We start from the raw sequence: 23249 nt of genomic DNA, 5'->3' as shown, positions 1-23249 counted from the left end.
GATCCCGGTAAGTTAGAACACGTTCTACTCGCTGCGACGGGAGGGCGTCAATGATGGAGGCTTATCTGGCAGGCGCGGTGCGTACCCCGGTCGGCCGTCGTGGCGGTTTGCTTTCCGCCGTGCACCCGGCCGATCTGGGTGCCTTGGTGATCAGGGAACTCCTGAAAGACGTCGATCCGGCCGCGGTCGACGACGTGATCCTCGGCTGCGTCGACACGATCGGCCCGCAGTCCGGCGACATCGCCCGGACGGCGTGGCTGGCGGCCGGACTTCCAGAACATGTTCCCGGCGTCACCGTGGACCGGCAGTGCGGATCGTCGCAGCAGGCCGTGCACTTCGCCGCCCAGGCCGTGATGAGCGGCACCGCCGACCTGATCGTGGCCGGTGGAGTGCAGAACATGAGTCAGGTCCCGATCGGTGGTGCGATGGCCCCGGCCGGGCCCTATGTGAACAGTGACGGCTGGCTGCGACGGTACGGCGACCAGCCGATCTCGCAGTTCCGCAGCGCGGACGACATCGCGGAGAAGTGGTCCATCACGCGCGCCGAGATGGAGGCCTTCGCGCTGCGAAGTCATGAGAGGGCGGTCGCCGCGATCGACCGGGGCTGGTTCGACGGCGAGATCACCGGGCCGGGAAGAGACGAGTGCCCTCGCCGCGACACCACCGCGTCCAGGATGGCCGCCCTCCAGCCGCTCCGGGCGGGCGGGTCGGCCACCGCCGCCACCTCCAGCCAGATCGCCGACGGCGCCGCGGCTCTCCTGATCGCCGGTGAACAGGCGATCCGCGATCACGGCCTGCGTCCGCGAGCCCGGATCCACCACCTCTCCGCCCGCGGCGACGACCCGGTCCTGATGCTCACCGCCCCGATCCCGGCCACCGCCCACGCCCTGCGCCGGACCGGCCTCACCGTCGGTGACATCGACCGTTTCGAGATCAACGAGGCGTTCGCGAGCGTCGTCCTGGCGTGGCTGCGGGAGACCGGCGCCGACCCCGGCCGGGTCAACGTCAACGGCGGCGCGATCGCTCTCGGACACCCTCTCGGCGCCACCGGCGCCCGGCTCATGGTCAGCCTGCTGCACGAACTCGAACGCTCCGGCGGCCGGTACGGCCTGCAGACCATGTGCGAGGGCGGCGGGCAGGCCAACGTGACGATCATCGAACGGCTGTGAGCCGTCCCAGCCCGTCCTCGGCGTCCCTCACGATCCGGTCGATCAGCGCGGCACACGACGGCAGGTCGTCGATCAGCCCGGCGACCTGCCCGGCCGACATCACCCCGAAATCCGGCCGCCCCTCGACCATCGCCGTGCGCAGCAGCACCGGCGTGCCCGCGGCCATCAGCGTCTGCGCCCAGCTCAGATCCCGGCCGTGCCGTGCCGCCCGCCCGGCCCGCATCAGCTGCGGCCACGACAGGCCGGCCAGACGGCGGAACGCGATCGCGTGCCGGGCCGCCCTCAGCAGCGCGCTCACCCGGCCCGAGTCCTCCAGCCCATTGATGTACGGAGTACGCAGAACCCGGTGCGGCACCCCGTCCACCCTTGTCGTCACCACGGTCCCGGTCACGGTCGCGTCGAGGTAGAGCTGCTTCACCCGCATGCCGACCGGGCTCTCCGCGGTCAGCAGGAACCGGGTGCCCATCGCGATGCCGGCCGCACCGTAGGCGAGCGCCGCGAGCAGCCCGCGCCCGTCGAAGAACCCGCCGGCCGCCACCACCGGGATGTCGACCGCGTCCACCACCTGCGGGAGCAGGAGCGTCGTCGGCACCTGGCCGGTGTGCCCGCCGCCCTCACCGCCCTGCACCAGCACCGCGTCGACACCCCAGCCGGCGACCTTCTCGGCGTGCCGCAGCGCACCGACCGACGGCATGGTCAGCACCCCGCCGTCGGTGCACCGCCGGATCAGGTCACGGTCCGGCGCGAGGGCGAACGACGCCAGCCGGACCCGCTCGCGGATCAGCAGGTCGATGCGTTCGCCGGCGTCCGGCGCGTCCGCGCGTACATTGACTCCGAAGGGGTTCCCGGTCCGGCCCTTGATCTCCCGGATCGTGGCGCGCAGCTGGTCCAGGCTCATGGTCGCCGACGCGACGATGCCGAAACCGCCGGCCTCGGCGACCGCCGAGACCAGCCGGGCGCCGGCCACGTAACCCATCCCGGTCTGCACGATCGGATGCCGGCAACCGAGCAGCTCGGTGAGCGGCGTCCTCATCGGACCTCCCGCTCCCGGTGACCGTCCGGATCGAGCCGCTCCCGGATCAGCCGGAGCTCCGTGCCGGTCGGTTCCCGGGTCTGCGGCACATGATCGGGAACGGTCAGCGTGAAACCGGTGGCGGCCAGCACCTCGCCGACCGTCACGCCCGGATGCACCGAGCGCAGCCGCATCGACCGGTCCGGCGTGGCGAAGTCGAGGACGGCCAGGTTCGTGACGACCAGGCGGATCTCGTACGCGCCGCGGTCGTGACCGACGCCGGACACCATGTCGACGTGCTCGACGAAGACCCGCGGCGAGTGCCGGGGGATCCAGTAGCTGACCGGATGGTTGATCGTGTTGCCGGGCGCCCCGCGCACGCACAGCAGCTGCGACACCGGCCGCTCCCACGGCCCGACACAGGAGATGTTCTGGTTGCCCGACCGATCGAGCTGGCTCGCGCCCATCATGACGTGCCGGGTTCCGGCCGCCACCATCGAGAAGACCTGGCGGTACGGCAGCCAGCCCTCCTCCCGGCCGTCCCGCAGCAGCGTTGCCTCACCGTCGGTCACCAGCAGATCCGGTGCGAAGGTGAGCTGGGCCAGCCGGGCGCCCAGCTGCGGGATCAGCCCCGCGAAACCGGCCAGGACCGCCCCGTCCCCGCGCCACGCCTCGGCGCAGGCCACCACGCACGTCTCCGCCCGCGTCACCGTTTCACCGCGGCCTGATAGTCGTTCTCGTCGCCGTCGAGGTACCGCTCGCGGAAGGTGGCCCAGTCGGTGCGGGCATATTCGCGCTGGAACGCCTCGTCCCGCCCGTAGTCGGGGACGCAGCTGGTGAAATGGGCGCCGTTCGGGGTCTCCAGCACGCCGTCGACCATCGACCGATTGACGAGCAGCGTCTGCGGCGGACCGCCGGCCACCAGCTCGTCGGTGGTCTCGACGCGTTCGCACGAGAGGAACCGTCTCCTCGCGGCCAGGCAGAAGAGATCGTCGAAGTACGGGTCGGGGCCCAGATAGCGGCCGTTGCCGGTGCGATCCGCCCGATTCAGATGGATGAACGCGACGTCCAGGTGGATCGCCGGCATCGCGACCAGCTCGGTCGCGTCGGGATAGGGGGAGCGGACCGTCCGCAGGCCCGGATTGACCCGCATCACGTCGGAACCCAGGCCCGCGCGGATCGGCAGGAAAGGCAGCCGGTTCGCGGCCGCAAGCAGGCCCCAGTAGAGCATTCCCTCGTCGTACTCGGCCAGCTCGACGGTGCCGGTGCTGCGTGCGGCGCGGAAGTGCGGTTCCAGCGGGATGCTGTCGAGCGACACGAAACCGGTGACGATCCGGCGTACGCATCCCGCCGCCACGAGCAGCCCCACATCCGGCCCGCCGTAGCTGACCAGTGTCAGGTCCCGCACACCGGACCGCACGAGCGCCCGTACCACCGACATCGGCTTGCGCCGTGACCCCCAGCCACCGATCCCGACGGTCATCCCGTCCCGGACCTCCCCGGCCGCCTCCTCGATGCTGACCATCCGGTCCACGCCGTCACCCGTCCCTTTTCTCGCTTTCTCACTCTTCTCCGGCGCTTCTCACTCGCCGTCCACGAACCTCTGCCGGGCCCGGTCACCGGCGCCGTTCAGGTTGAGCTCGAAGGTGAAGCCCTGCTCGAACCGGTAGGACCGCTTCACGTCGACCGGATCGATCCCGTTCAGCGACTCCTTCGCCCGCCGGATGACCAGCGGGTCCTTCGCCGCGATCTCCCCGGCCACCCGCCGCGCCGCCTGCCGCAGACCGGCGGGCGGCACCACCTCGAGAACGGTCCCGAACCGGTGCAGTTCCCACGCGGTGACCGGACGACAGGTGTAGACCATGGTCCGCATCAGCTGGTGAGGGACCAGCCGGGCCAGGTGGGTGGCCGCTCCGAGCGCGCCCCGGTCCACCTCCGGCAGCCCGAACGTGGCGTCGTCGGCGGCCACCACCAGATCGGCGTTGCCGGCCAGGCCCACCCCGCCGCCCAGACAGAACCCCTGCACGGCCACGATCACCGGGACCGGACAGTCGTAGACCGCCGCGAACGTCGCCGCGCACCCCCGATTGGCCGCGAGCAGCGTCTCGTGCCCCGGGGTGCGCTGCATCTCCTTGATGTCCACACCGGCACAGAACCCGCGTCCCTCGGCGGCGAGCACCACCACCCGCGTCCCGGGATCCGCGCCGGCCGCCCCGATCGCGTCGGCGAGGGCATGCCAACCGGCCGCCGGGATCGCATTGACCGGCGGATAGTCGACGACCACCTCGGCGACCGCGCCGCGGTGCAGTTCGATCCCCACGGCGGTCAGGCTAACCTAGCGCTTGCTTGGGTGGCTAGCATCGACGGACATGGACCCCCTCGACTTCACCGGCCGCGCCGTGGTGGTCACCGGTGGCACCCGCGGCATCGGTGCCGCCATCGCCGCCGCCTTCCATGCGGCCGGCGCTGACGTCCTGATCTGCGGCCGGAACCCGCCCGACCGTCCGCCACCCGCGCCGGCCGGCCCCGCTTCGGCCGGGTTTGCGTCGGCCGGGCCTGCGCCGGGTGGGCTTGCCTCGGGCGGGCTTGCGTCGGGCGGGCCTGCGGGTGGGCCGTGTCGTCCGGTCGAGTTCTTTCAGGCGGACGTCCGTGACCCTGGGCAAGCCGCGGCGCTGATCGACGCGGCGAGGAGCCGCTTCGGCCGCCTCGACGTGCTGATCAACAATGCGGGCGGCAGCCCCGAGGTCCCGGCCGGCACCGCCTCGCCGCGTCTGCACGCGAAGATCATCGAACTGAATCTGATCGCGCCGCTGCACGTCGCGCAGGCCGCCAACGCGGTCATGCGCGAGCAGAGCTCCGGTGGCGTCATCCTGATGATCGGGAGTGTGAGCGGCACCCGGCCCTCTCCGGGAACCGCCGCCTACGGCGCGGCCAAAGCCGGCCTCCATCACCTCGCCACCAGCCTTGCCGCCGAGTGGGCGCCGCAGGTCCGGGTCAACAACCTCGTCGTCGGCCCGGTTCAACCGACCCCGATCCCAGCGACCGCCCCGGACGGAACGCCGGCGACCGCCCCGGACGGAACGCCGGCGACCAGCCCGGACGGGATGCCGGTGGGCGGCTCAGGCGGCGGGTCTGTGGTGGGTTCGGGCGGCAGGCCGGTGGCGGCCTCGACCGTGGCGCGGACGGTGCCGATGGGGCGGGCGGCCACCGCCGCCGAGGTGGCGAGCGCCTGCCTGCTGCTGGCTTCCCCGCTGGCCGGCTACATCAGCGGCGCCTCGCTGGCGGTCCACGGCGGCGGTGAGTGGCCGGCGTATCTGGCGGACGTCCGGGACACGGCGTACCGTGCCCAGAAATAGAACGTGTTGCAATTCGGGCGTGCGGAGGCGGGCATGGTGCTCTCGATCAAGGCCAAACGCGACGAGGTCGGCCTGGCCGGCGGGGAACTGCTGGTCGACGGCGGCTGGCGTCCCGCCGCCGACGGGCGTACCTGGACCCATTTCCATCCGGCCACCGCCGAGGAGGTCGGCGCGTTCGCGGTGGCCGGCGCGGTCGATGTGGACGCCGCGGTCCGCAGTGCCCGGGCGGCGTTCGACGACGGCCCGTGGCCGCGGACGAGGGCCAAGGAGCGGATCCGGGTGCTGCGCCGGATCGCCGACTCGATCCGGGAGAACGCCGTCGAACTGCAGACCCTGGTGGCCCTGGACAACGGGGTGCCGGTCAGTTTCGGTGAGACCTACGCGATGTCGGTCGAGTGTGCCGCGGATGTCTTCGAGCACCACGCCGGCTGGGTCGACAAGCTGGCCGGCGAGACGCTGCCCGGCTACCAGGGTGGCGACCATCTGGTGATGACGCTGCGCGAGCCGGTCGGTGTGGTCGCCGCGGTCGTCCCGTGGAACGGCCCGCTGCTGCTCGCCGCCCAGAAGCTCGCCCCGGCGCTGGCCGCCGGCTGCACCGTGGTGCTGAAGCCGTCCGAGTTCGCCACGTTCTCCACGCTGCGCCTGGCCCGGATCGTCGAGGAGGCCGGCCTGCCGCCGGGTGTCCTCAACGTGGTCACCGGTCCCGGTGAGCCCACCGGTGACGCCCTGATCAACCACCCGCTCGTCGACAAGATCAGTTTCACCGGCAGCCGGGCGGTCGGCCGCAAGGTGCTGACCGCCGCGGCGAACGGGGTCAAGCGCACCAGCCTGGAACTGGGCGGCAAGAGCCCGTCGCTGGTCTTCCCGGACGCCGACGTCTACGCGGCGGCTGCCACCACGATGGGCACGGTCACCATGGGGCTGTCCGGGCAGGCCTGCGTGGCGCACACCCGGGCCCTGGTGCACCGTGACGTCTACGACGAGTTCCTCGCGATCGCCGAGGCGATGGCCGCGCTGGTCACCTACGGCGACCCGTTCCACCCGGAGACCACCGCCTCCCCGCTGATCAACGAGCGGCAGCTGAACCAGGTGCTCGGCTACATCGAGAGCGGCCGTACCGAGGGCGCCCGCCTGGTCTGCGGCGGCGGCCGGCCCGACGGTGAGCTGGCGGCCGGCAACTTCGTGCAGCCCACACTCTTCGCCGACGTCTCCAACGACGCGACGATCGCCCGCGAGGAGATCTTCGGCCCGGTGCTGGCGGTCATCCCGTTCACCGAGGAGGACGAGGCGCTGCGCCTGGCCAACGACACCACGTACGGCCTGGCCGCCACGGTCTGGACCAGCGACGTGAAGCGGGCGTTCCGCCTGACGAAAGCGCTGCGCGCCGGAACCGTGGGGGTGAACGGCTACCAGCTGGAACCGCATGTGGCCTTCGGCGGCTTCGGCCAGTCCGGCCTGAACCGGGAGGGCGGCCGCTCGTCAGTCGAGGCCTACACCGAGCTCAAGACCGTCCTGATCCCCACCACCGAGGAGATGATGTAGACCCCGCCTGTCGCGTACCGCTGTCTCAGCGGCACTGAGCCAGCGGTCTGTGACAGCTGGGAAGTTTGCAGGTTCGGGGGCCGGCCGCCGATGGAGATTGCTGAACGGCGGCCGTGCACGATATCGTTGCCTTCCTAGACGGCTTCCGTCTAGGAAAGGGGTCCGGAATGAACCTGCAGCAGGCCGCGTGGCGGGCGAAAACCTTGCCGCCGGTGGAGAAGCTGGCCGGCGGCATGGTGTCGGTACCGGTGCCGATCCCGGACAACCCGCTCCGCTACACCCTGTGCTACCTGATCCCCGGAGACGACGGACTGGTCGTCGTCGACCCGGGCTGGGACAGTGACCTCGGCTGGGACGCGCTCACCAGCGGTCTCGCCGAGGCGGGCGCCACCGCCGCCGACGTGACCGGCGTGGTGCTCACCCATGTGCACCCCGACCATCACGGGCTCACCGGGCGGCTGCGGGACGCCTCGGGAGCGTGGGTGGCGATGCACCCCGCCGAGCAGGCGACGATGCTGCGTGACCAGGACGCCGAGCCGAGTGCCGCGCTGACCGGCTGGCTGCGGGAGCTGCACGTGCCGGCGGAGGAGATCGACCGGCTGCTAGCCCGGTGGGGGAAGGCGGTCCACTCGCATTTCGCGCCGCTCGCCGACGCGGACGTGATGCTCGAGGACGGCGACTTCGTACCGCTGGCCGGGCGGCGGCTGCGGGCGATCTGGACGCCCGGCCACACCCCCGGTCACCTGTGCCTGTTCGACGCGGACGCGCAGGTTCTGCTCACCGGCGACCACGTGCTGCCGCGGATCAGCCCGAACATCGGCCTGCAGCTCAGCGGCGGGGACCCGCTCGGGCGCTACCTGGAGTCGCTGGAGAAGGTCGCCGCCTACGACGCGTGCGAGGCGCTGCCCGGCCACGAGTACCGGTTCCGGGGCATCGCGGCCCGGGCCGCCGAGCTGGACGGCCACCATCGGGAGCGGTGCCGGGAGATTCTGGCGACCGTCGACCGGCTGGGCGCGCCCACGATCTGGCAGGTGGCGTCCGAGCTGACCTGGTCGCGGCCGTGGGACCAGATCGGGCCGATGCTGGTCGGCGCGGTGGCCGAGACCGCCGCCCACGTGGAGCTGCTGGTCCGCTCGGGCGACCTGGTCCGGGAGGGCGAACGGCTGCGGGCCGGGGCACTATCCGGCCTCGGCCACTGACGCCAGGACGAAGTCGACCAGCTCCTCGGCGTACCGGTCGGCGCCTGCCGCGACCTTGACCCGGAGCCGGGCCGGGGTGGTGAGGGCGTGATTCAGGGCGCCGCCACTGATCGTGTTCAACAGCAGGGTGACGCTGATGTCGCCGCGCAGCTGTCCCCGGTCGATGCCGCGGTGCACGATCGCCCGCGCGGCCGCCGCCTGCGACTGCAGGAACCGGTCCAGATGTTCCTGACCGGCCGGGATGCTCTCCGCCTCGAGCATCAGCCGCAGCACCGCGCCGCCGGCCTCGTCGAGGAAGGCGTGCAGCACCTGCCGCGCCATCGCCACCAGGTCGTCGCGCAGTGTTCCGGTGTCGATGTCGCGCACCCCCGACAGCCGGGACGCGAACACCCCGGCGAGCAGCGCCTCCTTGTTGGGCCAGCGCAGGTAGATGGACGCCTTGCCGACCCCGGCCCGGCGCGCGACCGCGTCGACCGAGAACCGGGCCCAGCCCTCGGCGCCGAACACCTCGGCCGCGGCCCGGGTGATCCGCTCGTCGACCTCGGGGTCGCGGGGCCGACCCAGGGCGGAACCGGCTGTCATGTTGTCTCCCGAGGGCCCGCGCGCGACGACGAGCGCTCAGTTTAGGCGAGCAGCTTGCGGTGATCCCAGCTCGCGATGCGGACCGGCTCGATCAGGTAAGCGGTGCGTTTGCGGGCCGCGTGCGTCACGTACGCCTCGAGGGCGTCGGCCGGCACGTCCGGCATCCGTGCGGCGATCAGCCGGCCGACCCCGGTGACGCCGGGCAGGTCCTCGATCACCTCCACGGTCCCGCCGATCTGTACACCGCGCAGCTCGAAGTAGTCCTCGCCGTCCTCGACGAGACAGGTCAGCCGCGGGTCCCGGGCCAGGTTGCGGGCCTTCTGCGAGGCCCGGTAGGTCCAGAACGCGATCCGGCCTCCGGCCGACGCGAAGAACATGGTCACCAGATGCGGGGTGCCGTCCGGGTTGATGGTGGCGATCTGGGCCTTTCTGGCGTACGCCAGAAGTGTCCCGATCTCGTCGGGCGTCATCGAGACCGTCTCCCGCTGCTTCACCACCACTCCCATCCCGTCGATCTTGTGAGGTTTCGCCTTGTAGGCAGCCAGAAGCGCACGACTTCGGACTATTCGTTGAAAGTGGACGCCGCGAGTGGCAGGGTTTCGTCGCAGACATAGCCGGGGGAGGGCGGGGAGCCGGTGAAGACGGTGCCCAGGGCGGCGTCCAGCTCGGCGGCGGTCCAGTGCCCGGTGGCCGCGCGGAAGGTGGCCCGGACGGTCGGTGGCCCGAGCAGTGCCACCACGTCGCCGTGGACCACGAAGACCTCGCCCGTGATGCGCTCGCCCGCCGGGCCGGCCAGATGAACGACCAGGGGTGCGACCCGGTCGGGAGCCATCGGGTCGGGTCCGTCGGGTGCCGGGCCCATCAGCTCCCCGGTCATCGCCGTACGCGCCCGTGGGCAGATCGCGTTCACCCGTACGCCATGGTGAAGGCAACCTCGCGCCGTGGCGAGCGTGAGGGAGACGATGCCGCCCTTGGCCGCCGCGTAGTTGGGCTGACCGGCGGAGCCGAGAAGGTATGCCTCGGACGAGGTGTTGATGATCCGGGCGTATACCGGCCGTCCTTCGGACTTGCTCAGTCCCCGCCAGTAGGCGGTCGCGAACCGCGTCGTCACGAAGTGACCGCGCAAGTGGACCCGGATGACCGTGTCCCACTCCTGTTCGGACATCGAGAAGATCATCCGATCGCGCAGCACGCCCGCGTTGTTGACCAGGACATGCAGTCCGCCGAACGTGTCCACCGCGGTCTTGACCAGGGCTTCGCCGGTGGCCCAGTCGGCCACGTCGCCCGGGCTGGCCACGGCCTCACCGCCGGAAGCGCGGATGCGGGCGACGAGGCCGTCGAGCGCGTCCCCGGGCAGGTCGTTGAGGACGAGCCGCGCGCCGGCCGCCGCCAGGGCCTCGGCCTCCGCCGCGCCGAGCCCCTGCCCGGCCCCGGTGACGATGGCGACCCGCCCATCCAGGGGCCGTCCGGACCGCACGGCCTCCGCCGGCTTAGGTGCCTGTCCCGGGTGCGCTGCGGCCGGCGGCAGGGCCGGCTCGGCGGGCATGATCAGTACCCCGGGCCGCTGAGCAGGCCACCGTCGGCCAGGAACTCGGCGCCGGTGGTGTACGACGACTCGTCGGAGGCGAGGAACGCGACCAGCCGGGAGATCTCCACGGGTTCGGCGAACCGGGCGATCGGCAGCGACTTGAGGAAGCCGCCCGGGTCGACGGCGGTCATGGTCTGCGCGGCGGCCAGTGCCATCGACGTCATCACGCCGCCCGGGTGCACCGAGTTGACCCGGATGCCGGCCGGCCCCAGCTCCTGAGCCGCCGACCGGGTCAGGCCGCGGACACCGAACTTGCTGGCGCTGTAGGCGGACAGTCCGGACGCTCCGGCGAACCCCTCGATCGAGGAGATGTTCACGATCGAGCCGCCCCCGGTGCTGATCATGGGTGGGACGACCTCGCGGATCCCGAGCCAGGTGCCGACCAGGTTGACCTCGATGACCTGCCGGAACTCGGCCGGTTCCATCTCGGCGACGGGCGCGTGCCGCAGGATGCCGGCGTTGTTGACCAGCACGTCGATCTTCCCGAACGCCGCGATCGTCGCCGCCACGGCCGCGGCCCACTGATCGGAGTCGGTCACGTCGTGGTGCACGTACCGGCACAGGTCCGCGCCGAGACCGTCGGCGACCTCGCGGCCCTTGTCGTCGAGCACGTCGCCGATCACGACGCGTGCCCCCTCGGCGGCGAAGTGCCGGGCGTGGGCCTTGCCCATGCCGCGCGCCCCGCCGGTGATCAGTGCAACCTTGCCGTCCAGCCGCCCCATCGCGTCCTCCGGTCCCGGTCTCCCGGCTCGCGCTCACCGTTGTCTCAGCCCGCGTGGGGCAGCGGTGAGCGCCGGCCGCGCTTCAACCAAGCGCTTGCTTGGGAGATTACGCCCGGATCCCGTCGAACAGAAGGCGCAGCAGGCCCTCGATGATCTGGTCGGTGCTCCATGTCGCCGAGGACCGCCATGACGTGGGCAGCCACAGGATGTCGCGGAGCAACCGGTAGGTGAGCCGGGTGTCCAGGTCGGCCCGGAACTGGCCGGTCTGCTTGCCGCGCTCCAGCTGCTCGATCCAGGTCTGTTCGATCTCCTTCATGGCGGTACGCAGGTACGCGAACCGGGGCTGCCCGCTGAAGTAGTTCCAGTCGTTCTGCAGCATCGTCAGTGCGGCGCGGTGCCGGCTCAGGTTGGCGGTGCTGGACCGTACGATCTGCTCGATCGCCGTCCGCGGGTCAGCCGTGTCCCGGACCGCCTCGCGGTACCCGGTGAGGACGTCCTCCAGGAAGGCGCTGAGGATCTCGTCGCCGATCGACTCCTTGGAGTCGAAGTGGTGATACAGGCTGCCGGACAGGATGCCGGCCGCGTCGGCGATCTCGCGGACCGTCGTGGCCCGGAACCCCTTCTCGGCGAAGAGGTCGCCGGCCAGCTGAACGAGGTGCGCGCGCCGCTCGGACGGGCTCTTGGATTGCGTCACCGGCCGATTATCGCTCTTGACCGAACGCTTGCTTGGTACCAGGCTCGCCGATAGCGTAGAACACGTTCTAATTCCGAGGGGGTACCGGTATGCGCGCGGCGGTGCTGCACACGATCGGGGACGAGAAACTCGACCTGCGTGACGACGTGACGGTCCTCGGCCCCGGGCCGGGCGAGGTGCGCCTGCGGGTGCGCGCCTCCGGCGTCTGCCACTCCGACCTGTCCGCCCTGCACGGGGCCCTGCCCCAGCCGCTGCCCGCGGTCCTCGGCCACGAGGCGGCCGGCGACGTGATCGAGGTCGGCGACGGCGTCGAGGATCTGCTGCCCGGTGACCGGGTCGCGGTCAACTGGCTGCCCGCCTGTGGCACCTGTCCGTACTGCCGGCGCGGCGAGCAACACCTGTGCATGACGCATGTGATGGCCGGTTACGTGATCCCCCGGTTCGCCTCCGGTGACCTGCAGATCTTCGGGATGGCCGGATGCGGGTCGTTCGCCGAGGAGATGGTGGTGCCCCGGCCCGGCGTCGTGAAGATCGACGACGACGTGCCGTACGAGGTGGCCGCACTGGTCGGCTGCGGTGTCACCACCGGCGTCGGTGCGGTGATCAACACGGCGGGGGTGCGGCCCGGCGACACCGCCGTCGTCATCGGCTGCGGAGGTGTCGGGATCGCCGCCGTCCAGGGTGCCCGGCTGGCCGGTGCCGCCGTCATCATGGCGGTCGACACGGTGCCCGCGCGGCATGAGGCGGCGCGCCGGTTCGGGGCCACCCACACGGCCACCCCGGACCAGTTGAGCGACCTGCAGATGGAGGTGGTCCCGGAGGGCTTCGACCACGCCTTCGACATCGTGGCCCTGCCGCAGACACTCCGGACCGCATGGACCGCCTGCCGGCGCGGCGGCACCGTGATCGTGGTCGGCGCGGGCCGCGCCGAGGACCACGTCGAGTTCAGCCCGTTCGAGCTGCTCTTCGAGGGCAAGCGGATCATCCCGTCGCTCTACGGCTCGGCCGATGCGCACCGTGACTTCCCCCGCCTGCTCGCGTTGTGGCGGGCCGGGCGCCTCGACATCGAGGGCATGATCAGCCGGCGGCTGCGGCTCGACCAGGCCGGTGACGCGCTGGCCGCGCTGGGCAGCGGTGACGTCATCCGCCAAGTGATCATCCACGACTGATCATGCGGCTCGGGATCCAGCTGGGCTACAGCGGCGACGACTTCGCCGCCGAGGCCGCCGAGGCCGTCGAGTTCGAACAGGCCGGCGCCGACCTCGTGGTGGTGCCGGAGGCGTACAGCTTCGACGCCGTCAGCCGCCTCGGCTATCTGGCCGCCCGGACCCGGACGATGGATCTGGCGTCCGGTGTGATGCAGCTCTACACTCGCACTCCAACGCTGACCGCGATGACCGCCGCCGGACTCGACCACGTGTCCGGCGGCCGGTTCAACCTGGGCCTCGGCGCGTCCGGACCGCAGGTCATCGAGGGTTTCCACGGCGTCCGCTACGACGCACCGGTCGCACGCACCCGCGAGGTCGTCGAGATCTGCCGCCGGGTCTGGCGCCGCGAGCCCCTCACCTTCGACGGCACCCACTACCGCATCCCGCTGCCCGGCGACCACACCAAACCCCTGAAGATCATCAACCATCCGGTACGGCCACGCGTGCCGATCCTGCTGGCCGCCATGGGCCCGCGCAACGTGGCACTGGCCGCCGAGATCGCCGAAGGCTGGCAGGCGCTCTGGCTCGACCCGCGCGCCGCCGGCCGGGTCTTCGGTGACGCGCTCGCCGATGGCCGGTCCCGGCGCGACCCGGCCCTGGGTCCGCTGGACATCAGCGTTCCCGTACCGTTCGCTCTCGGCGACCCGGACCCCGGCCTGCTCACCCGGCACCGCGCCCAGCTCGCGCTCTACCTCGGTGGCATGGGAGCCCGCGGCCGTAACTTCTCCAACGACCTGGTGCGCCGCTACGGCTACGCCGATCAGGCCCGGCGCGTCCAGGACCTCTATCTGTCCGGGCGGCGCGCCGAGGCCGCCGCCGCGGTCCCCGGCGACCTGGTCGCGGCGACCTCGCTGGCCGGCCGCCCGGACGACGTCCGCCGAGGGCTCGACGCCCTGGCCGCAGCCGGCGTCACCACCCTGCTGGCGTCGCCGCTCGCCACCACCCGAGCCGAACGCGTCAAGGATGTCGCCGAACTCCGCCGTCTGCTGCCCTGAGCCGCGCCTTCGCGCCGAAACTCAGCGACGGTAGCGATGTCGGCAGCTGCGACGATCCGGACGGCCTCGCTCCCCGCGGCCGGGTCATCGTCGAGAGGCGATACGAGGTCGTACCGGACAACGGCGGTTCCTGGCCGGCTGACCAGGCCATCCCCGCCCTGATCGCCTTCTGGGAGAAGCAGGGCTATCGCGTCCATGACGACCGGCGCAACGACCGGCCGCCCCGGTTCGTCGTGCGAACCCCGGACGACTACTCGGTGATCATCGACGCTTGGGACCGCGACGGCTATTACGACTACACACTGGGAAGTTCCTCACCGTGCATCTGGGAGAACGGCAGCCCGGACCGCGAGCCGTAGCCGAGGCACGCAACAGCCGCCGGACGCCAGTCCTGGGCTACGGCCGGCGGGCCCGGGCAGCGCGGACAGCGGGTCCGGGAGAGCAGCGTCCGTCCATATAGTGGGGACCGTGTCCCAGGGTCTGACCTATCTCGATGCCGTCAAGCTGCTCGGTGGCTCCGGGCCGCTGATGAAGGCCGCCGACAACCTGCTCGGTGGTGCGCTCGCCGTCGCCACGGCCGGTGGCAGCGAGGCCGCGATCAGCCTCTTCGACGCCAAGACGGAGGCGGTCCGGCTCGGGCACCTGGTGGCCGAGAAGATCTCCGATGTCGTACGCGGACAGGCGCGCTTCAACCGCAGCGAGCGGCTGCAGGCCGCGCATGGCGTCCTGGTCGTCTCGTCGTTCTTCGCCTCGCTGGAGGACTGCCTCGGCACCGCCGGTCTGGAGTCGCCCGGTTTCTCCCGCGACGATCAGCTGCTGCTCGTGGCGGCTGCCCACAGCGAGGGCTCCTGGCAGTCCCGGCTGCTGGATGCGGCGATCCCGGCTCCGGGCCCGGATCTGGGCCGGGACCGTCTGCTGGCCGAGCTGACCACCTGGTACCGGGCTCTGGCCACCCGGCTGCGCCGTAACCTGCGCGGCCTCGCGGTCTGGGACGAGGCCGGCCCGCAGACCCGGGACGCGGTCGCCCGTCTGCTCGGTGACGTGCTGCCGGAACTGGCGGTGGCCAGCTACTCCGAGACCGCCCGGCGACTGGCCGTGGACGTGCCCGAGTTCGCGATCTGGCTGTCCGAACTGGAGTCCCGGTCGGTGTCGCGCGGACTCGAGGCGATGGAGGCCGCGCTGATCCGGGCAACCGCCGGTGACGCCCCGGCGCGCCGCCGCGCCGGTCTGGCCGCCGTCTACCGGGCGGCGCTGGGTGAGCCGGTCCTGGGCGGCCACCGCGGCGACTTCGGTGAGGTGACGATTCCGAGCCTGGGTGCGGCCTACCTGGATCCGCGGTTCCGGGTGCGGACGGCGAGTCCGGGTGCCCGGCCCGCGGACGAGGACTGGTGGCGGGACTGCGACGTCCGCGACGACTTCGACGAGTTCCTGGCCACGTTCCTGACCACTCCGTCATCCGCTCACGCGCCGATGCTGCTGCTGGGCCAGCCGGGTGCGGGTAAGTCGTCGCTGACCCGGGTTCTGGCGGCCCGCCTGCCGGCCTCGGACTTCCTGGTGGTCCGGGTGGTGCTGCGGGAGGTGCGGGCCGAGGCGGAGATCCAGGACCAGATCGAGCAGGCGATCCGGGACGCGATCGGCGAGACGGTGGCCTGGGTTGATCTCGCGCACGACGCGGGTGCGGCGATGCCGGTGGTGCTGCTCGACGGTTTCGACGAGCTGTTGCAGTCGACCGGGGTGCACCAGTCCGACTACCTGCAGCGGGTGGCGGCGTTCCAGCAGCGTGAGGCCCTGCTCGGCCGTCCGGCGGCGGTGGTCGTGACGAGCCGGGTCGCGGTCGCGGACCGGGCCCGGCTGCCGGCCGGCAGTCTCGCGGTGCGGCTCGAGCCGTTCGACGGGCCGCAGGTGGACCGGTGGCTGGCGACCTGGAACGCGGCGAACGACAGCTACTGGGCGGCGACCGGCCGCCGGCCGCTGCGCCGCGAGGTGGTCCTGCGGTTCCCGGAGCTGGCCGGTCAGCCGCTGCTGCTGCTGATGCTGGCCCTGCACGACGCGACGGCGAACGCGCTGCAGGACGCCGGCGGGTTCGGCGCGGGCCAGCTGTACGAACGGTTGCTGACCGACTTCGCCGACCGGGAGGTCCGCCGGGTGCACCTCGGTGTGCCGGAGGAGGATCTGCCGGGCCTGATCGAGCAGGAGCTGCTGCGGCTGTCGGTGGTCGCGTTCGCGATGTTCCACCGGCTGCGTCTCTGGGTGACGACCGCCGAGCTCGACGCCGACCTGGCCGGCCTGGACCTGCCGTCGAACCGGCCGGACCAGCCCGGCGGGTTCCGCGGCGCGCTCACCGCGGGGCAGGAGATGGTCGGCCGGTTCTTCTTCATCCAGCGGTCGCAGGCGGTCCAGGACGATCAGACCCTGCGCACGTACGAGTTCCTGCACGCCACCTTCGGCGAGTACCTGGTGGCCCGGCTGGTGGTGCGGGCGGTCCGGGAAGCGGCCGCGATGTCACGGGTCCGGTCGGTGCGGATCGGCCACCGCGACGAGGACGACCTGCTGCGCTCCCTGCTCGGGTACACGCCGCTGTGCGCCCGCAACACCGTCCTGCCGTTCGTCCGCGAGTTGCTGAGCGGCCCGGACCGCGGCGAGCTGGCGGACTGGGTGGTCGACCGGCTGCGGGTGGCGGTGACCCGGCCGTCGTGGACGCCGCGGGCGTACCAGCCGATCGACAAGCGGGTCGATCACTGGATGGCGACCTATTCGCTGAACCTGCTCCTGATCGCGCTGGCCTGCGACGTGCCGGTCCGTGCCTCGGAGCTCTTCCGGTACGCCGAGGATCCGGCCCATTGGCTGCGGTCGACGGCCCTGCAGTGGCGGGCCGCCGTGTCGAGTGGCCTGTTCCTGGAGATTCTCGGATCGGTGCTGGTCGAGCGGGACTGGGCCGAGGACGGGCGCCGCGACCTCATCCTGACCGCCGGGGTCCGTACCGTGATCAACGGGCTGGATCCGATGTGGTCGATGGAGGCGTTCCCGCGTACCGGCGAGGGGTCCACCCGCCGGAGAGGCTGGAGTTTCGCCGATTTCCCGGTCGGCGAGGCATTCGCGTCGATGGACCTGACCGGAGCGTTCAGCGACGACGTGCTCCGGCACGCGGCCGAGCCGGCCGCCGAGATGCTGTCGACGTCGGCGTTGCTGACCTTCGTCGAGCACGAATCCGGGACTGCCGAGTCGGTGGCGCACAGCCTGGCCCGCCTGGCGCTGGCATCCCGTCTCGGGTTCTCTGGGACCGAACTGGCCACGGTCCACCGCCGGGCGGCCCGGGCGGTGCGGCGGCACGGGCCGGACGGGGAGCGGTTGCCGCTGGACGCGAGCTGGCTGGAGTTTCTGCTGCGATCCCTGCTGGACGATGCGAAGCGTCTCCCGCCGGGCGAGGTCCTCGGGGTGTCGCGGGGGCTGCTCGGGGAGGTCTCGGGTTATCCCGAGCTGCTGCCACTGCTGCTGGAGTGCCTGAGTGTGGGGGAGGCCGGCCCGGCCGCCGAGAAGGATACCGATCCCGGAGCCGTGGGGGCGACCACCGCGCTGGTCGCCCTGCACGGGGAGTCGATGTCGGTCTACGACTGTCTGCGCTTGCTGGAGGCGATGCCCCCGGAGCGGTCGAGGGCTGTCGAGTTGATCCTGGAGAAGGTCGACCGGGTGCTCCGGCAGGATTTCGTGGAGCGGTTCCTGGAGACCGAGCGCGAGCTCGCCGCCCGGATCCGGGACGCGCGCAGCCGGTTCGACCCGCCTCCCGGCTGACCCCGTGGTGGCGCCCTCCCCCGGACGGACCGGATCGGGGGAGGGCGCCGCGGAGAGTCCTACACGCTGATGCGGCCGGCGCCCGCGTTCGCGGTCACGATCGACTTCACGCTGGCGGCGGGGTCCGCCGTGTAGGGGTAGGGGATCGCTGCGACCGAACCGCCGGTCTGCCCGCTGCCCGAGTTGACGAGCAGGTTGCCGCGGGCCACGAGGGTCCCGGCGTCGGACGAGCCCTCACCGAGGTGGAACGGGTCGTCGACGTTCTCGAACGAGTTGTTCTCGACGAGTACCCCGGCGCCCTCGGTGCTGGCCACGCCGTACCCGGAATTGTTGTTGTAGTAGTTGTTGTAGACGTGCACCGGGTTGCCGAAGCGGACCCGCGGGTGCCGCTGGGTCGACGCGTCGAACCAGTTGTGGTGGTACGTGACCCGCAGGTGGCCGACGTCCTGACTCGCGTTGCCGTCGCTGTGCCCGAGCAGCATCGACTTGTCGTGGTCGAATACCCGGTTCCACGAGACGGTGATGTAATCGGAACCGCGTTTGATGTCGACGGCCCCGTCGTTTCCGTTGCTGAAACTGTTGTGGTCGACCCAGATGTTGGTGGCCGATTCCTGGACGTTGATGGCGTCGTCGTTCCAGTTCCGGAAGGACAGATTGCGGATGATGACGTTGCGGTCGCCGTTGATGTTGAATCCGCAGCCGACGATGGCGGCGCCGGCGTTGCCGATGATCGTCTTGTTGGACCGCACCCGCAGCATGCCGGAACAGTTGATCGTGCCGGACACCCGGATGTTCGCCGCCGAGGTGGAGGCGAGTGCCGTGGTCAGGGCGGACGCGCTGGTCACTGTGGTGGTGGCGGCGCTGCCGCCACCGGTGGTGCCACCGTTGCGGGTGGCCCATCCGACCAGATCGGTGATCGCGGCCGCAGCCGGCGCGGGTACGGCAAGGGCGGCTCCGGCAAGGGCGAGGGAAACGGCGCCCTGCGTGAGCCGATGAATTCGGCCAGGCATTGTCTGCTCCTTTTCAGGTAGCGAGAATCCGTGACCGGGCGTGTCCGTGCGGGCGGCGGAGGCAAGGGGATCGCCGCGCTGTCACGAAGCCGGGGCGTACCGCGTCCGGTGTTCTCAGCTGGCGGTGAGAGTGACCGTGACCTGTCCGAAGCCGCGTTTGCGATCGGCCTTGGGGATCGCCTGGCGGACCGTCCCGGTGGTCGCCTTGAGGGTCTCCAGAATCGCCTGGACGGAGCGGCTGCCCGGCGGGAGGTACCGGTCGTAGATCGTGCTGAGGCAGTCGCTGGTGATCAGCGTGATGGTCGGCCCGGTGGTCCGTACGGCGGCCAGGACGTCCTGACCCGCGCCGGCGACGGTGCCGGTGCGTTCGAGCACGCAGGAGCTGAACTCGAACAGGTCGGCGACGGCCCGGGCCGACTCGGTGAGCCCGGCGGCCCGCAGCAGCTCCTGGACCGCCGGGTCGGCGGTGTCGCCCTCGGCGAGCGCTTTCCGGGCGGCCGGGCCGTGCTCGGCGTGGGCCTGCAGCAGCGCCTCGGCGGCACCGGGCCGCAGTGCACGGCTGCCGGGCAGGAGCAGGTCGAACTGGCGCAGCCCGGTGTCGAGGGCGATCACCGACCAGTCGAGACGGCCGGTGAGCCGCACCGGGCCGGGCCCGCCGGGCTGCAGTTCCAGGGTGACGGTCTGACCCCCGCCGACCGCGACGCCGCCGGCCAGGTAGGTCAGCACGGTGTCGCGCGCGGCGTCGAGGAGGTCGGGGGAGGAGGCGGTGAGCTCGGTGTCGACGACCGGGCGGACCCGGCCGTCCGGCGGCAGCTGCAGGATCATCGGGAACGGGAAGCGGTTGCGGACCCGGACCCGCTGGGAGCCGGTACCGGCCAGCACGCACGCGTCGAACCGCCCGGCCGGCACGGAGACGACCGCGGCCGTGGTGCCCGTGGCCCGCGGCTCGCACGGCAGGTCCTCGGGGTCTCGCCCGGTCAGGTGGTCGAGGGTGCCGGTCAGCGAGGAGACGGCGGCGGCGCGGGCGTACGCCCAGAAGCCCCGATGGGTGCCGGGTTCGACCGGCACCAGCGTGCCGGTGCCGGTCCGGATCGAGTCGCCGACCGCGTCGGTGGTGACCTGCCAGGTGCCGATGATGTAGCTGTCGAAGAGGATCGTCTCGCCGGTGATCGCCCGCTCGACGGTGTCGGTGACCGCGCCGGGCAGCGGGATCCAGCCGCCGAGCTCGTCGGACCAGCCGAAGAGGTTCAGCATCTCGGGGAGTACCCCGGTGGGCAGTTCCTCGTAGTCGATGGTGACCCGGCCGCGCGTGACGTCCCCGCGGACCTCGATGCCGATCATGTCGCCGACGGTGACGACGCCGGCCGGTGGCCGGCGGTCGGCGGGGAGTGGCTCGCGCGTGAACCGGACCCGGATGTCACCCCGGCCGCCTCCGGCGGGCACGCTGAAACGGACGTGCCCGTCCAATGCGGACTTCGATCCGCCACCCGCCTCGACCAGGCGGGATTCCTGAACCCCGATGGGACCGCACGCGGCCGTGCCGATCGCCGTGACGGCGACCAGAATGCCCGCGAGAATCCCCCGTGCGAGTTTCATGTATGTCCTCCCCGGCGGAGGAGGATAACCGGCTTCTGTGAACACCGGTCATCGACCGCAACGTGTCAACCGTCGCACTCCCGCGACCAGGGCCTCCGTTCGGCCGGAGCATCCGTCCGGAGCCGGCGGAAGTCCGGCGGCGGTGGGATTCCGGGGTGGGCGGGATTCCGGGGTGGGCGGGAGTCCGGCGGTGGCGGAGTTGTCCACACATCGTATCGTCGCCGCAACGGGCGGTCCGCCCCGCGAAGGTGAAACCAGTCGATCGGGACCTACGGGGGATCCGGGTGCATACCGCCGTTCTGCTGCTGGCCGTCCTCATGCTCGGGCTGATGGCCGGACTCTTCTACGCCTATGCCGGCTCGGTCATGCCCGGTCTGGACCGGGCCGCGGACCGCTCCGCCGTGGACGTGATGCAGCGGATCAACATCGCCATCCAGAACCCGCTGTTCCTGCTGCTCTTCATGGGTTCACCGGTGGTCACCGCGATCGCCCTGTTCCAGAACGCCGGCCGCGCCGATGTCGCCGGGCCGCTGCTGGCCGCCCTGTCGCTCTACGCCGTGACACTTGTCGTCACGTTCGCCGTCAACATCCCGCTGAACAACCGCCTGGACCGTCTCGGTGACCCGGCCGCCCTGACCGATCCGGGCGCGCAGCGGGCCGCCTTCTTCACCCCGTGGGTGCGGTGGAACGCGGTGCGGGCGGTCACCTCGGCGGGCGCGTTCCTGGCCGCCGCCTGGGCCCTCGTCGAGCACGGTGGCCACCTCGGGTGATATGACTCATCGGTGCGATCACCCTGGCGGAATCCGGCGCGCGTCGTACCGCTCGCGTTCCTTGTCCTGATCATCATCGGGACCGGGCTGATGATGCTGCCGGTCGCCCGTGCCGAGCCCGGCCACGCCCCGTTCGTCACCGCGCTGTTCACGGCGGCGTCCGCGGTCTGCGTCACCGGCCTCGCCGTGGTGGACACGCCCACCTACTGGTCAACCTTCGGCCACGTGCTGCTGACCGTGCTCTCGCAGATCGGCGGCTTCGGGATCATGACGCTCGCGACGCTGCTGAGCGTGCTGGTGTCCCGGCGGCTCGGCCTCCGCGGCCGTCTGCTGGCGCAGGCGGAGAGCGCCGGTCTGTTCGGCGACAACCTGCGCGGCATCCTCTACCGGGTGGCGATGGTCATGCTGGTCGCGGAGGGTCTCATCGCCGTCGTGCTCACCTTCCGGTTCTGGCTGGGGTACGACTACTCGTTCGGCCGGGCCCTGTGGGAGGCGGTGTTCCATGCGGTGCAGGCGTTCAACAACGCCGGATTCGCGCTCTACCCGGACAGCCTCGTCCGGTTCGTCACGGACCCGTGGATCTGCCTGCCCCTGGCACTCGGTGTGATGGCCGGCTCGGTGGGCTTCCCGGTCCTGTTCGAGCTGGCGCGTGAGTTCCGTACCCCGGGATGCTGGTCGACCCACACCTGGCTGACGGTGGTCGGAAGCCTGCTGCTCTCGGTCTTCGGATTCCTGGTCTTCCTGGTCTTCGAGTGGCGCAACCCCGGGACGCTCGGGCCGCTGGGCACGCCGGCCAAGGTCCTGGCCGCGTTCACCCAGGACGTGATGACCCGGTCCGGCGGCTTCAACAGCATCGACCTGGGCCGGATGAACAGCGAGACGATCGCCGTCACGAACGGGCTGATGTTCATCGGCGGCGGCAGCGCCAGCACCGCGGGCGGTATCAAGGTCACCACGTTCATGCTGCTCGGCTACGTGATCTGGGCCGAGCTCCGCGGCGAGCCGGACGTGGTGGTCCGGAAACGGCGGATCGCCGAGGAGGCTCAGCGGCAGGCCGTCACGGTGGCCCTGATGGGCGTCGCCCTGGTCGCCACGGGTACGGTCGCACTGGACGCGCTGACCGAGGACGTGCCGTTCGACCGGGCCCTGTTCGAGGTCACCTCCGCCTTCGCGACGGTCGGGCTGAGTACCGGCATCACGCCGAACCTGCCCCCGTCCGCACAGATGGTCCTGGTGGTCCTGATGTATGTCGGCCGGGTCGGCACGATCGCGGTCGGCACCGCGATCGCGTTGAACACCCGCCGCCGCCATTACCGCTATCCGGAGGAGAGGCCCCTCGTTGGCTGACGAGAAACTGCCCCAGGGGGGCCACGTCGCGGTGATCGGCCTCGGCCGGTTCGGCAGCGCCGTCGCGGAGTCCCTGATCGACCTCGGTTACGAGGTGCTCGGCATCGATTCCGACCCGCGGATCGTCCAGGACTGGTCGGACCGCCTCACGCACGTCGCCCAGGCCGACTCCACCGACGAGGAGGCGCTGCGCCAGCTCGGTGTGCACGAGTTCGGGCGCGCCGTCTGCGGTATCGGCACCAACCTGGAGACCAGCGTGCTGACCGTGCTCACGCTCACCGAGATCGGCGTGCCGGAGATCTGGGCCAAGGCCACCAGCGTCAAACACGGCAAGATCCTGTCCTCGGTCGGCGCCGATCACGTCGTGTTCCCCGAGTCGGAGATGGGTGAGCGGGTCGCACACCAGATCACCGGCCGGATGCTGGACTACATCGAGTTCGACGACGGCTTCGCCATCGCCAAGGTCCGGGCACCCCAGGGCGCCGCCGGGCGGACCCTCGCCCAGCTGGGGCTGCGCACGAAGTGGGGCGTCACGGTGGTCGGCACGAAACGGCCGGGCGAGGATTTCGTGTACGCCCGGCCGGAGACCACGGTTCCCGAGGGTGCCGTCCTGATCGTCGCCGGGGACACCGCGAAGGTGGAGGCTTACGCGGCCGAGAACTGAGCGACG

22 protein-coding genes are annotated in these 23249 nt (G+C 71.4%); 11 read left to right on the top strand and 11 right to left on the bottom strand.

The window, feature by feature from the left end; translation table 11 throughout:
* Nucleotides 1-50 precede the first annotated feature (50 nt).
* On the top strand, nucleotides 51-1169 hold the full coding sequence (locus tag AB0G04_RS05665) for an acetyl-CoA C-acetyltransferase (RefSeq protein WP_360976947.1): 1119 nt from the start codon (nucleotides 51-53) through the stop codon (nucleotides 1167-1169).
* Here the strand turns inward: AB0G04_RS05665 and AB0G04_RS05660 are convergent.
* From AB0G04_RS05660 to AB0G04_RS05645, 4 genes are read right to left on the bottom strand one after another with little or no spacing between them, the layout of a single operon-like run.
* Entirely contained in the window at nucleotides 1153-2202 is a 1050-nt protein-coding gene (locus tag AB0G04_RS05660; protein ID WP_360976944.1) for a nitronate monooxygenase, read from the bottom strand. The genes AB0G04_RS05665 and AB0G04_RS05660 overlap by 17 nt on opposite strands.
* Nucleotides 2199-2891 carry a CoA-transferase gene (locus tag AB0G04_RS05655; RefSeq protein WP_360976940.1) on the bottom strand — a complete coding sequence of 231 codons (693 nt, stop codon included), beginning with the start codon at nucleotides 2889-2891 and terminating at the stop codon, nucleotides 2199-2201. Before AB0G04_RS05655 ends, AB0G04_RS05660 begins: the two co-directional genes overlap by 4 nt.
* Entirely contained in the window at nucleotides 2888-3706 is an 819-nt protein-coding gene (locus AB0G04_RS05650) for a CoA-transferase (protein ID WP_360977868.1), read from the bottom strand. Before AB0G04_RS05650 ends, AB0G04_RS05655 begins: the two co-directional genes overlap by 4 nt.
* A 57-nt stretch (nucleotides 3707-3763) precedes the next feature.
* Nucleotides 3764-4501 (bottom strand): enoyl-CoA hydratase family protein, encoded by a 738-nt coding sequence (locus AB0G04_RS05645; RefSeq protein ID WP_360976937.1) that lies wholly within the window; start codon nucleotides 4499-4501, stop codon nucleotides 3764-3766.
* Between the two features lie 49 nt (nucleotides 4502-4550).
* Between AB0G04_RS05645 and AB0G04_RS05640 the strand changes: the two genes are divergently transcribed.
* The 3 genes from AB0G04_RS05640 (at nucleotide 4551) to AB0G04_RS05630 (ending at nucleotide 8278) form a co-directional block, all read left to right on the top strand.
* Nucleotides 4551-5537 (top strand): SDR family oxidoreductase, encoded by a 987-nt coding sequence (locus AB0G04_RS05640; RefSeq protein ID WP_360976934.1) that lies wholly within the window; start codon nucleotides 4551-4553, stop codon nucleotides 5535-5537.
* A gap of 33 nt (nucleotides 5538-5570) precedes the next feature.
* The gene (locus tag AB0G04_RS05635) at nucleotides 5571-7079 is read left to right on the top strand and encodes an aldehyde dehydrogenase family protein (RefSeq protein ID WP_360977865.1); all 1509 of its coding nucleotides are present in this window, start codon (nucleotides 5571-5573) and stop codon (nucleotides 7077-7079) included.
* Between the two features lie 167 nt (nucleotides 7080-7246).
* Nucleotides 7247-8278 (top strand): MBL fold metallo-hydrolase, encoded by a 1032-nt coding sequence (locus tag AB0G04_RS05630; protein WP_360976931.1) that lies wholly within the window; start codon nucleotides 7247-7249, stop codon nucleotides 8276-8278.
* On the opposite strand, the gene AB0G04_RS05625 is transcribed toward AB0G04_RS05630, so the two are convergent.
* From AB0G04_RS05625 to AB0G04_RS05605, 5 genes are all read right to left on the bottom strand, one after another.
* The gene (locus AB0G04_RS05625) at nucleotides 8258-8860 is read right to left on the bottom strand and encodes a TetR/AcrR family transcriptional regulator (RefSeq protein ID WP_360976928.1); all 603 of its coding nucleotides are present in this window, start codon (nucleotides 8858-8860) and stop codon (nucleotides 8258-8260) included. The two genes, AB0G04_RS05630 and AB0G04_RS05625, sit on opposite strands and share 21 nt — an antisense overlap.
* A 41-nt stretch (nucleotides 8861-8901) precedes the next feature.
* Nucleotides 8902-9354 carry a pyridoxamine 5'-phosphate oxidase family protein gene (locus AB0G04_RS05620; RefSeq protein WP_360977862.1) on the bottom strand — a complete coding sequence of 151 codons (453 nt, stop codon included), beginning with the start codon at nucleotides 9352-9354 and terminating at the stop codon, nucleotides 8902-8904.
* Between the two features lie 68 nt (nucleotides 9355-9422).
* Entirely contained in the window at nucleotides 9423-10406 is a 984-nt protein-coding gene (locus AB0G04_RS05615) for an SDR family NAD(P)-dependent oxidoreductase (RefSeq protein ID WP_360976923.1), read from the bottom strand.
* A 2-nt stretch (nucleotides 10407-10408) separates the two neighbouring features.
* Entirely contained in the window at nucleotides 10409-11170 is a 762-nt protein-coding gene (locus tag AB0G04_RS05610) for a glucose 1-dehydrogenase (protein ID WP_360976920.1), read from the bottom strand.
* 106 nt (nucleotides 11171-11276) lie between these two features.
* Nucleotides 11277-11864: a TetR/AcrR family transcriptional regulator gene (locus tag AB0G04_RS05605; protein WP_360976917.1), complete on the bottom strand. Its 588-nt coding sequence runs from the start codon at nucleotides 11862-11864 to the stop codon at nucleotides 11277-11279.
* Between the two features lie 89 nt (nucleotides 11865-11953).
* Here AB0G04_RS05605 and AB0G04_RS05600 point away from each other — a divergent pair, with 89 nt between their 5' ends.
* The 4 genes from AB0G04_RS05600 (at nucleotide 11954) to AB0G04_RS05585 (ending at nucleotide 17856) form a co-directional block, all read left to right on the top strand.
* Nucleotides 11954-13033: a Zn-dependent alcohol dehydrogenase gene (locus AB0G04_RS05600; protein ID WP_360976914.1), complete on the top strand. Its 1080-nt coding sequence runs from the start codon at nucleotides 11954-11956 to the stop codon at nucleotides 13031-13033.
* Between the two features lie 2 nt (nucleotides 13034-13035).
* A complete protein-coding gene (locus AB0G04_RS05595; RefSeq protein ID WP_360976911.1) occupies nucleotides 13036-14067 on the top strand; it encodes an LLM class F420-dependent oxidoreductase in 1032 nt (343 codons plus the stop codon).
* 233 nt (nucleotides 14068-14300) lie between these two features.
* On the top strand, nucleotides 14301-14426 hold the full coding sequence (locus tag AB0G04_RS05590; RefSeq protein ID WP_360976908.1) for a hypothetical protein: 126 nt from the start codon (nucleotides 14301-14303) through the stop codon (nucleotides 14424-14426).
* A 109-nt stretch (nucleotides 14427-14535) separates the two neighbouring features.
* Complete coding sequence (locus AB0G04_RS05585; protein WP_360976905.1) at nucleotides 14536-17856, top strand: AAA family ATPase; 3321 nt, start codon at nucleotides 14536-14538, stop codon at nucleotides 17854-17856.
* A gap of 59 nt (nucleotides 17857-17915) precedes the next feature.
* On the opposite strand, the gene AB0G04_RS05580 is transcribed toward AB0G04_RS05585, so the two are convergent.
* Together AB0G04_RS05580 and AB0G04_RS05575 are read right to left on the bottom strand one after the other, a co-directional pair.
* Nucleotides 17916-18866 carry a right-handed parallel beta-helix repeat-containing protein gene (locus AB0G04_RS05580; RefSeq protein ID WP_360976902.1) on the bottom strand — a complete coding sequence of 317 codons (951 nt, stop codon included), beginning with the start codon at nucleotides 18864-18866 and terminating at the stop codon, nucleotides 17916-17918.
* 114 nt (nucleotides 18867-18980) lie between these two features.
* Complete coding sequence (locus AB0G04_RS05575) at nucleotides 18981-20462, bottom strand: hypothetical protein (protein ID WP_360976899.1); 1482 nt, start codon at nucleotides 20460-20462, stop codon at nucleotides 18981-18983.
* A 284-nt stretch (nucleotides 20463-20746) separates the two neighbouring features.
* Between AB0G04_RS05575 and AB0G04_RS05570 the strand changes: the two genes are divergently transcribed.
* From AB0G04_RS05570 to AB0G04_RS05560, 3 genes are read left to right on the top strand one after another with little or no spacing between them, the layout of a single operon-like run.
* Nucleotides 20747-21232, top strand: coding sequence for an anthrone oxygenase family protein (locus AB0G04_RS05570; RefSeq protein ID WP_360976894.1), 486 nt, complete (start codon nucleotides 20747-20749; stop codon nucleotides 21230-21232).
* A gap of 12 nt (nucleotides 21233-21244) precedes the next feature.
* Entirely contained in the window at nucleotides 21245-22579 is a 1335-nt protein-coding gene (locus tag AB0G04_RS05565) for a potassium transporter TrkG (RefSeq protein WP_360976891.1), read from the top strand.
* On the top strand, nucleotides 22572-23243 hold the full coding sequence (locus AB0G04_RS05560) for a TrkA family potassium uptake protein (protein ID WP_360976888.1): 672 nt from the start codon (nucleotides 22572-22574) through the stop codon (nucleotides 23241-23243). Before AB0G04_RS05565 ends, AB0G04_RS05560 begins: the two co-directional genes overlap by 8 nt.
* Nucleotides 23244-23249 lie beyond the last annotated feature (6 nt).

This window comes from Actinoplanes sp. NPDC023801 (assembly GCF_040639655.1).
Classification (GTDB): domain Bacteria; phylum Actinomycetota; class Actinomycetes; order Mycobacteriales; family Micromonosporaceae; genus Actinoplanes.
Note: the sequence above shows the minus strand (reverse complement) of the source record. Positions and strands in the feature narration are given on the sequence as shown.

Bases quoted from the DNA above. Each gene is read 5' to 3' on its own strand.
- AB0G04_RS05665 (WP_360976947.1), top strand. From the start codon at position 51: ATGATGGAGGCTTATCTGGCAGGCGCGGTGCGTACCCCGGTCGGCCGT.
- AB0G04_RS05660 (WP_360976944.1), bottom strand. From the start codon at position 2,202: ATGAGGACGCCGCTCACCGAGCTGCTCGGTTGCCGGCATCCGATCGTG.
- AB0G04_RS05650 (WP_360977868.1), bottom strand. From the start codon at position 3,706: ATGGTCAGCATCGAGGAGGCGGCCGGGGAGGTCCGGGACGGGATGACC.
- AB0G04_RS05640 (WP_360976934.1), top strand. From the start codon at position 4,551: ATGGACCCCCTCGACTTCACCGGCCGCGCCGTGGTGGTCACCGGTGGC.
- AB0G04_RS05635 (WP_360977865.1), top strand. From the start codon at position 5,571: ATGGTGCTCTCGATCAAGGCCAAACGCGACGAGGTCGGCCTGGCCGGC.
- AB0G04_RS05630 (WP_360976931.1), top strand. From the start codon at position 7,247: ATGAACCTGCAGCAGGCCGCGTGGCGGGCGAAAACCTTGCCGCCGGTG.
- AB0G04_RS05625 (WP_360976928.1), bottom strand. From the start codon at position 8,860: ATGACAGCCGGTTCCGCCCTGGGTCGGCCCCGCGACCCCGAGGTCGAC.
- AB0G04_RS05615 (WP_360976923.1), bottom strand. From the start codon at position 10,406: ATGCCCGCCGAGCCGGCCCTGCCGCCGGCCGCAGCGCACCCGGGACAG.
- AB0G04_RS05610 (WP_360976920.1), bottom strand. From the start codon at position 11,170: ATGGGGCGGCTGGACGGCAAGGTTGCACTGATCACCGGCGGGGCGCGC.
- AB0G04_RS05600 (WP_360976914.1), top strand. From the start codon at position 11,954: ATGCGCGCGGCGGTGCTGCACACGATCGGGGACGAGAAACTCGACCTG.
- AB0G04_RS05595 (WP_360976911.1), top strand. From the start codon at position 13,036: ATGCGGCTCGGGATCCAGCTGGGCTACAGCGGCGACGACTTCGCCGCC.
- AB0G04_RS05580 (WP_360976902.1), bottom strand. From the start codon at position 18,866: ATGCCTGGCCGAATTCATCGGCTCACGCAGGGCGCCGTTTCCCTCGCC.
- AB0G04_RS05575 (WP_360976899.1), bottom strand. From the start codon at position 20,462: ATGAAACTCGCACGGGGGATTCTCGCGGGCATTCTGGTCGCCGTCACG.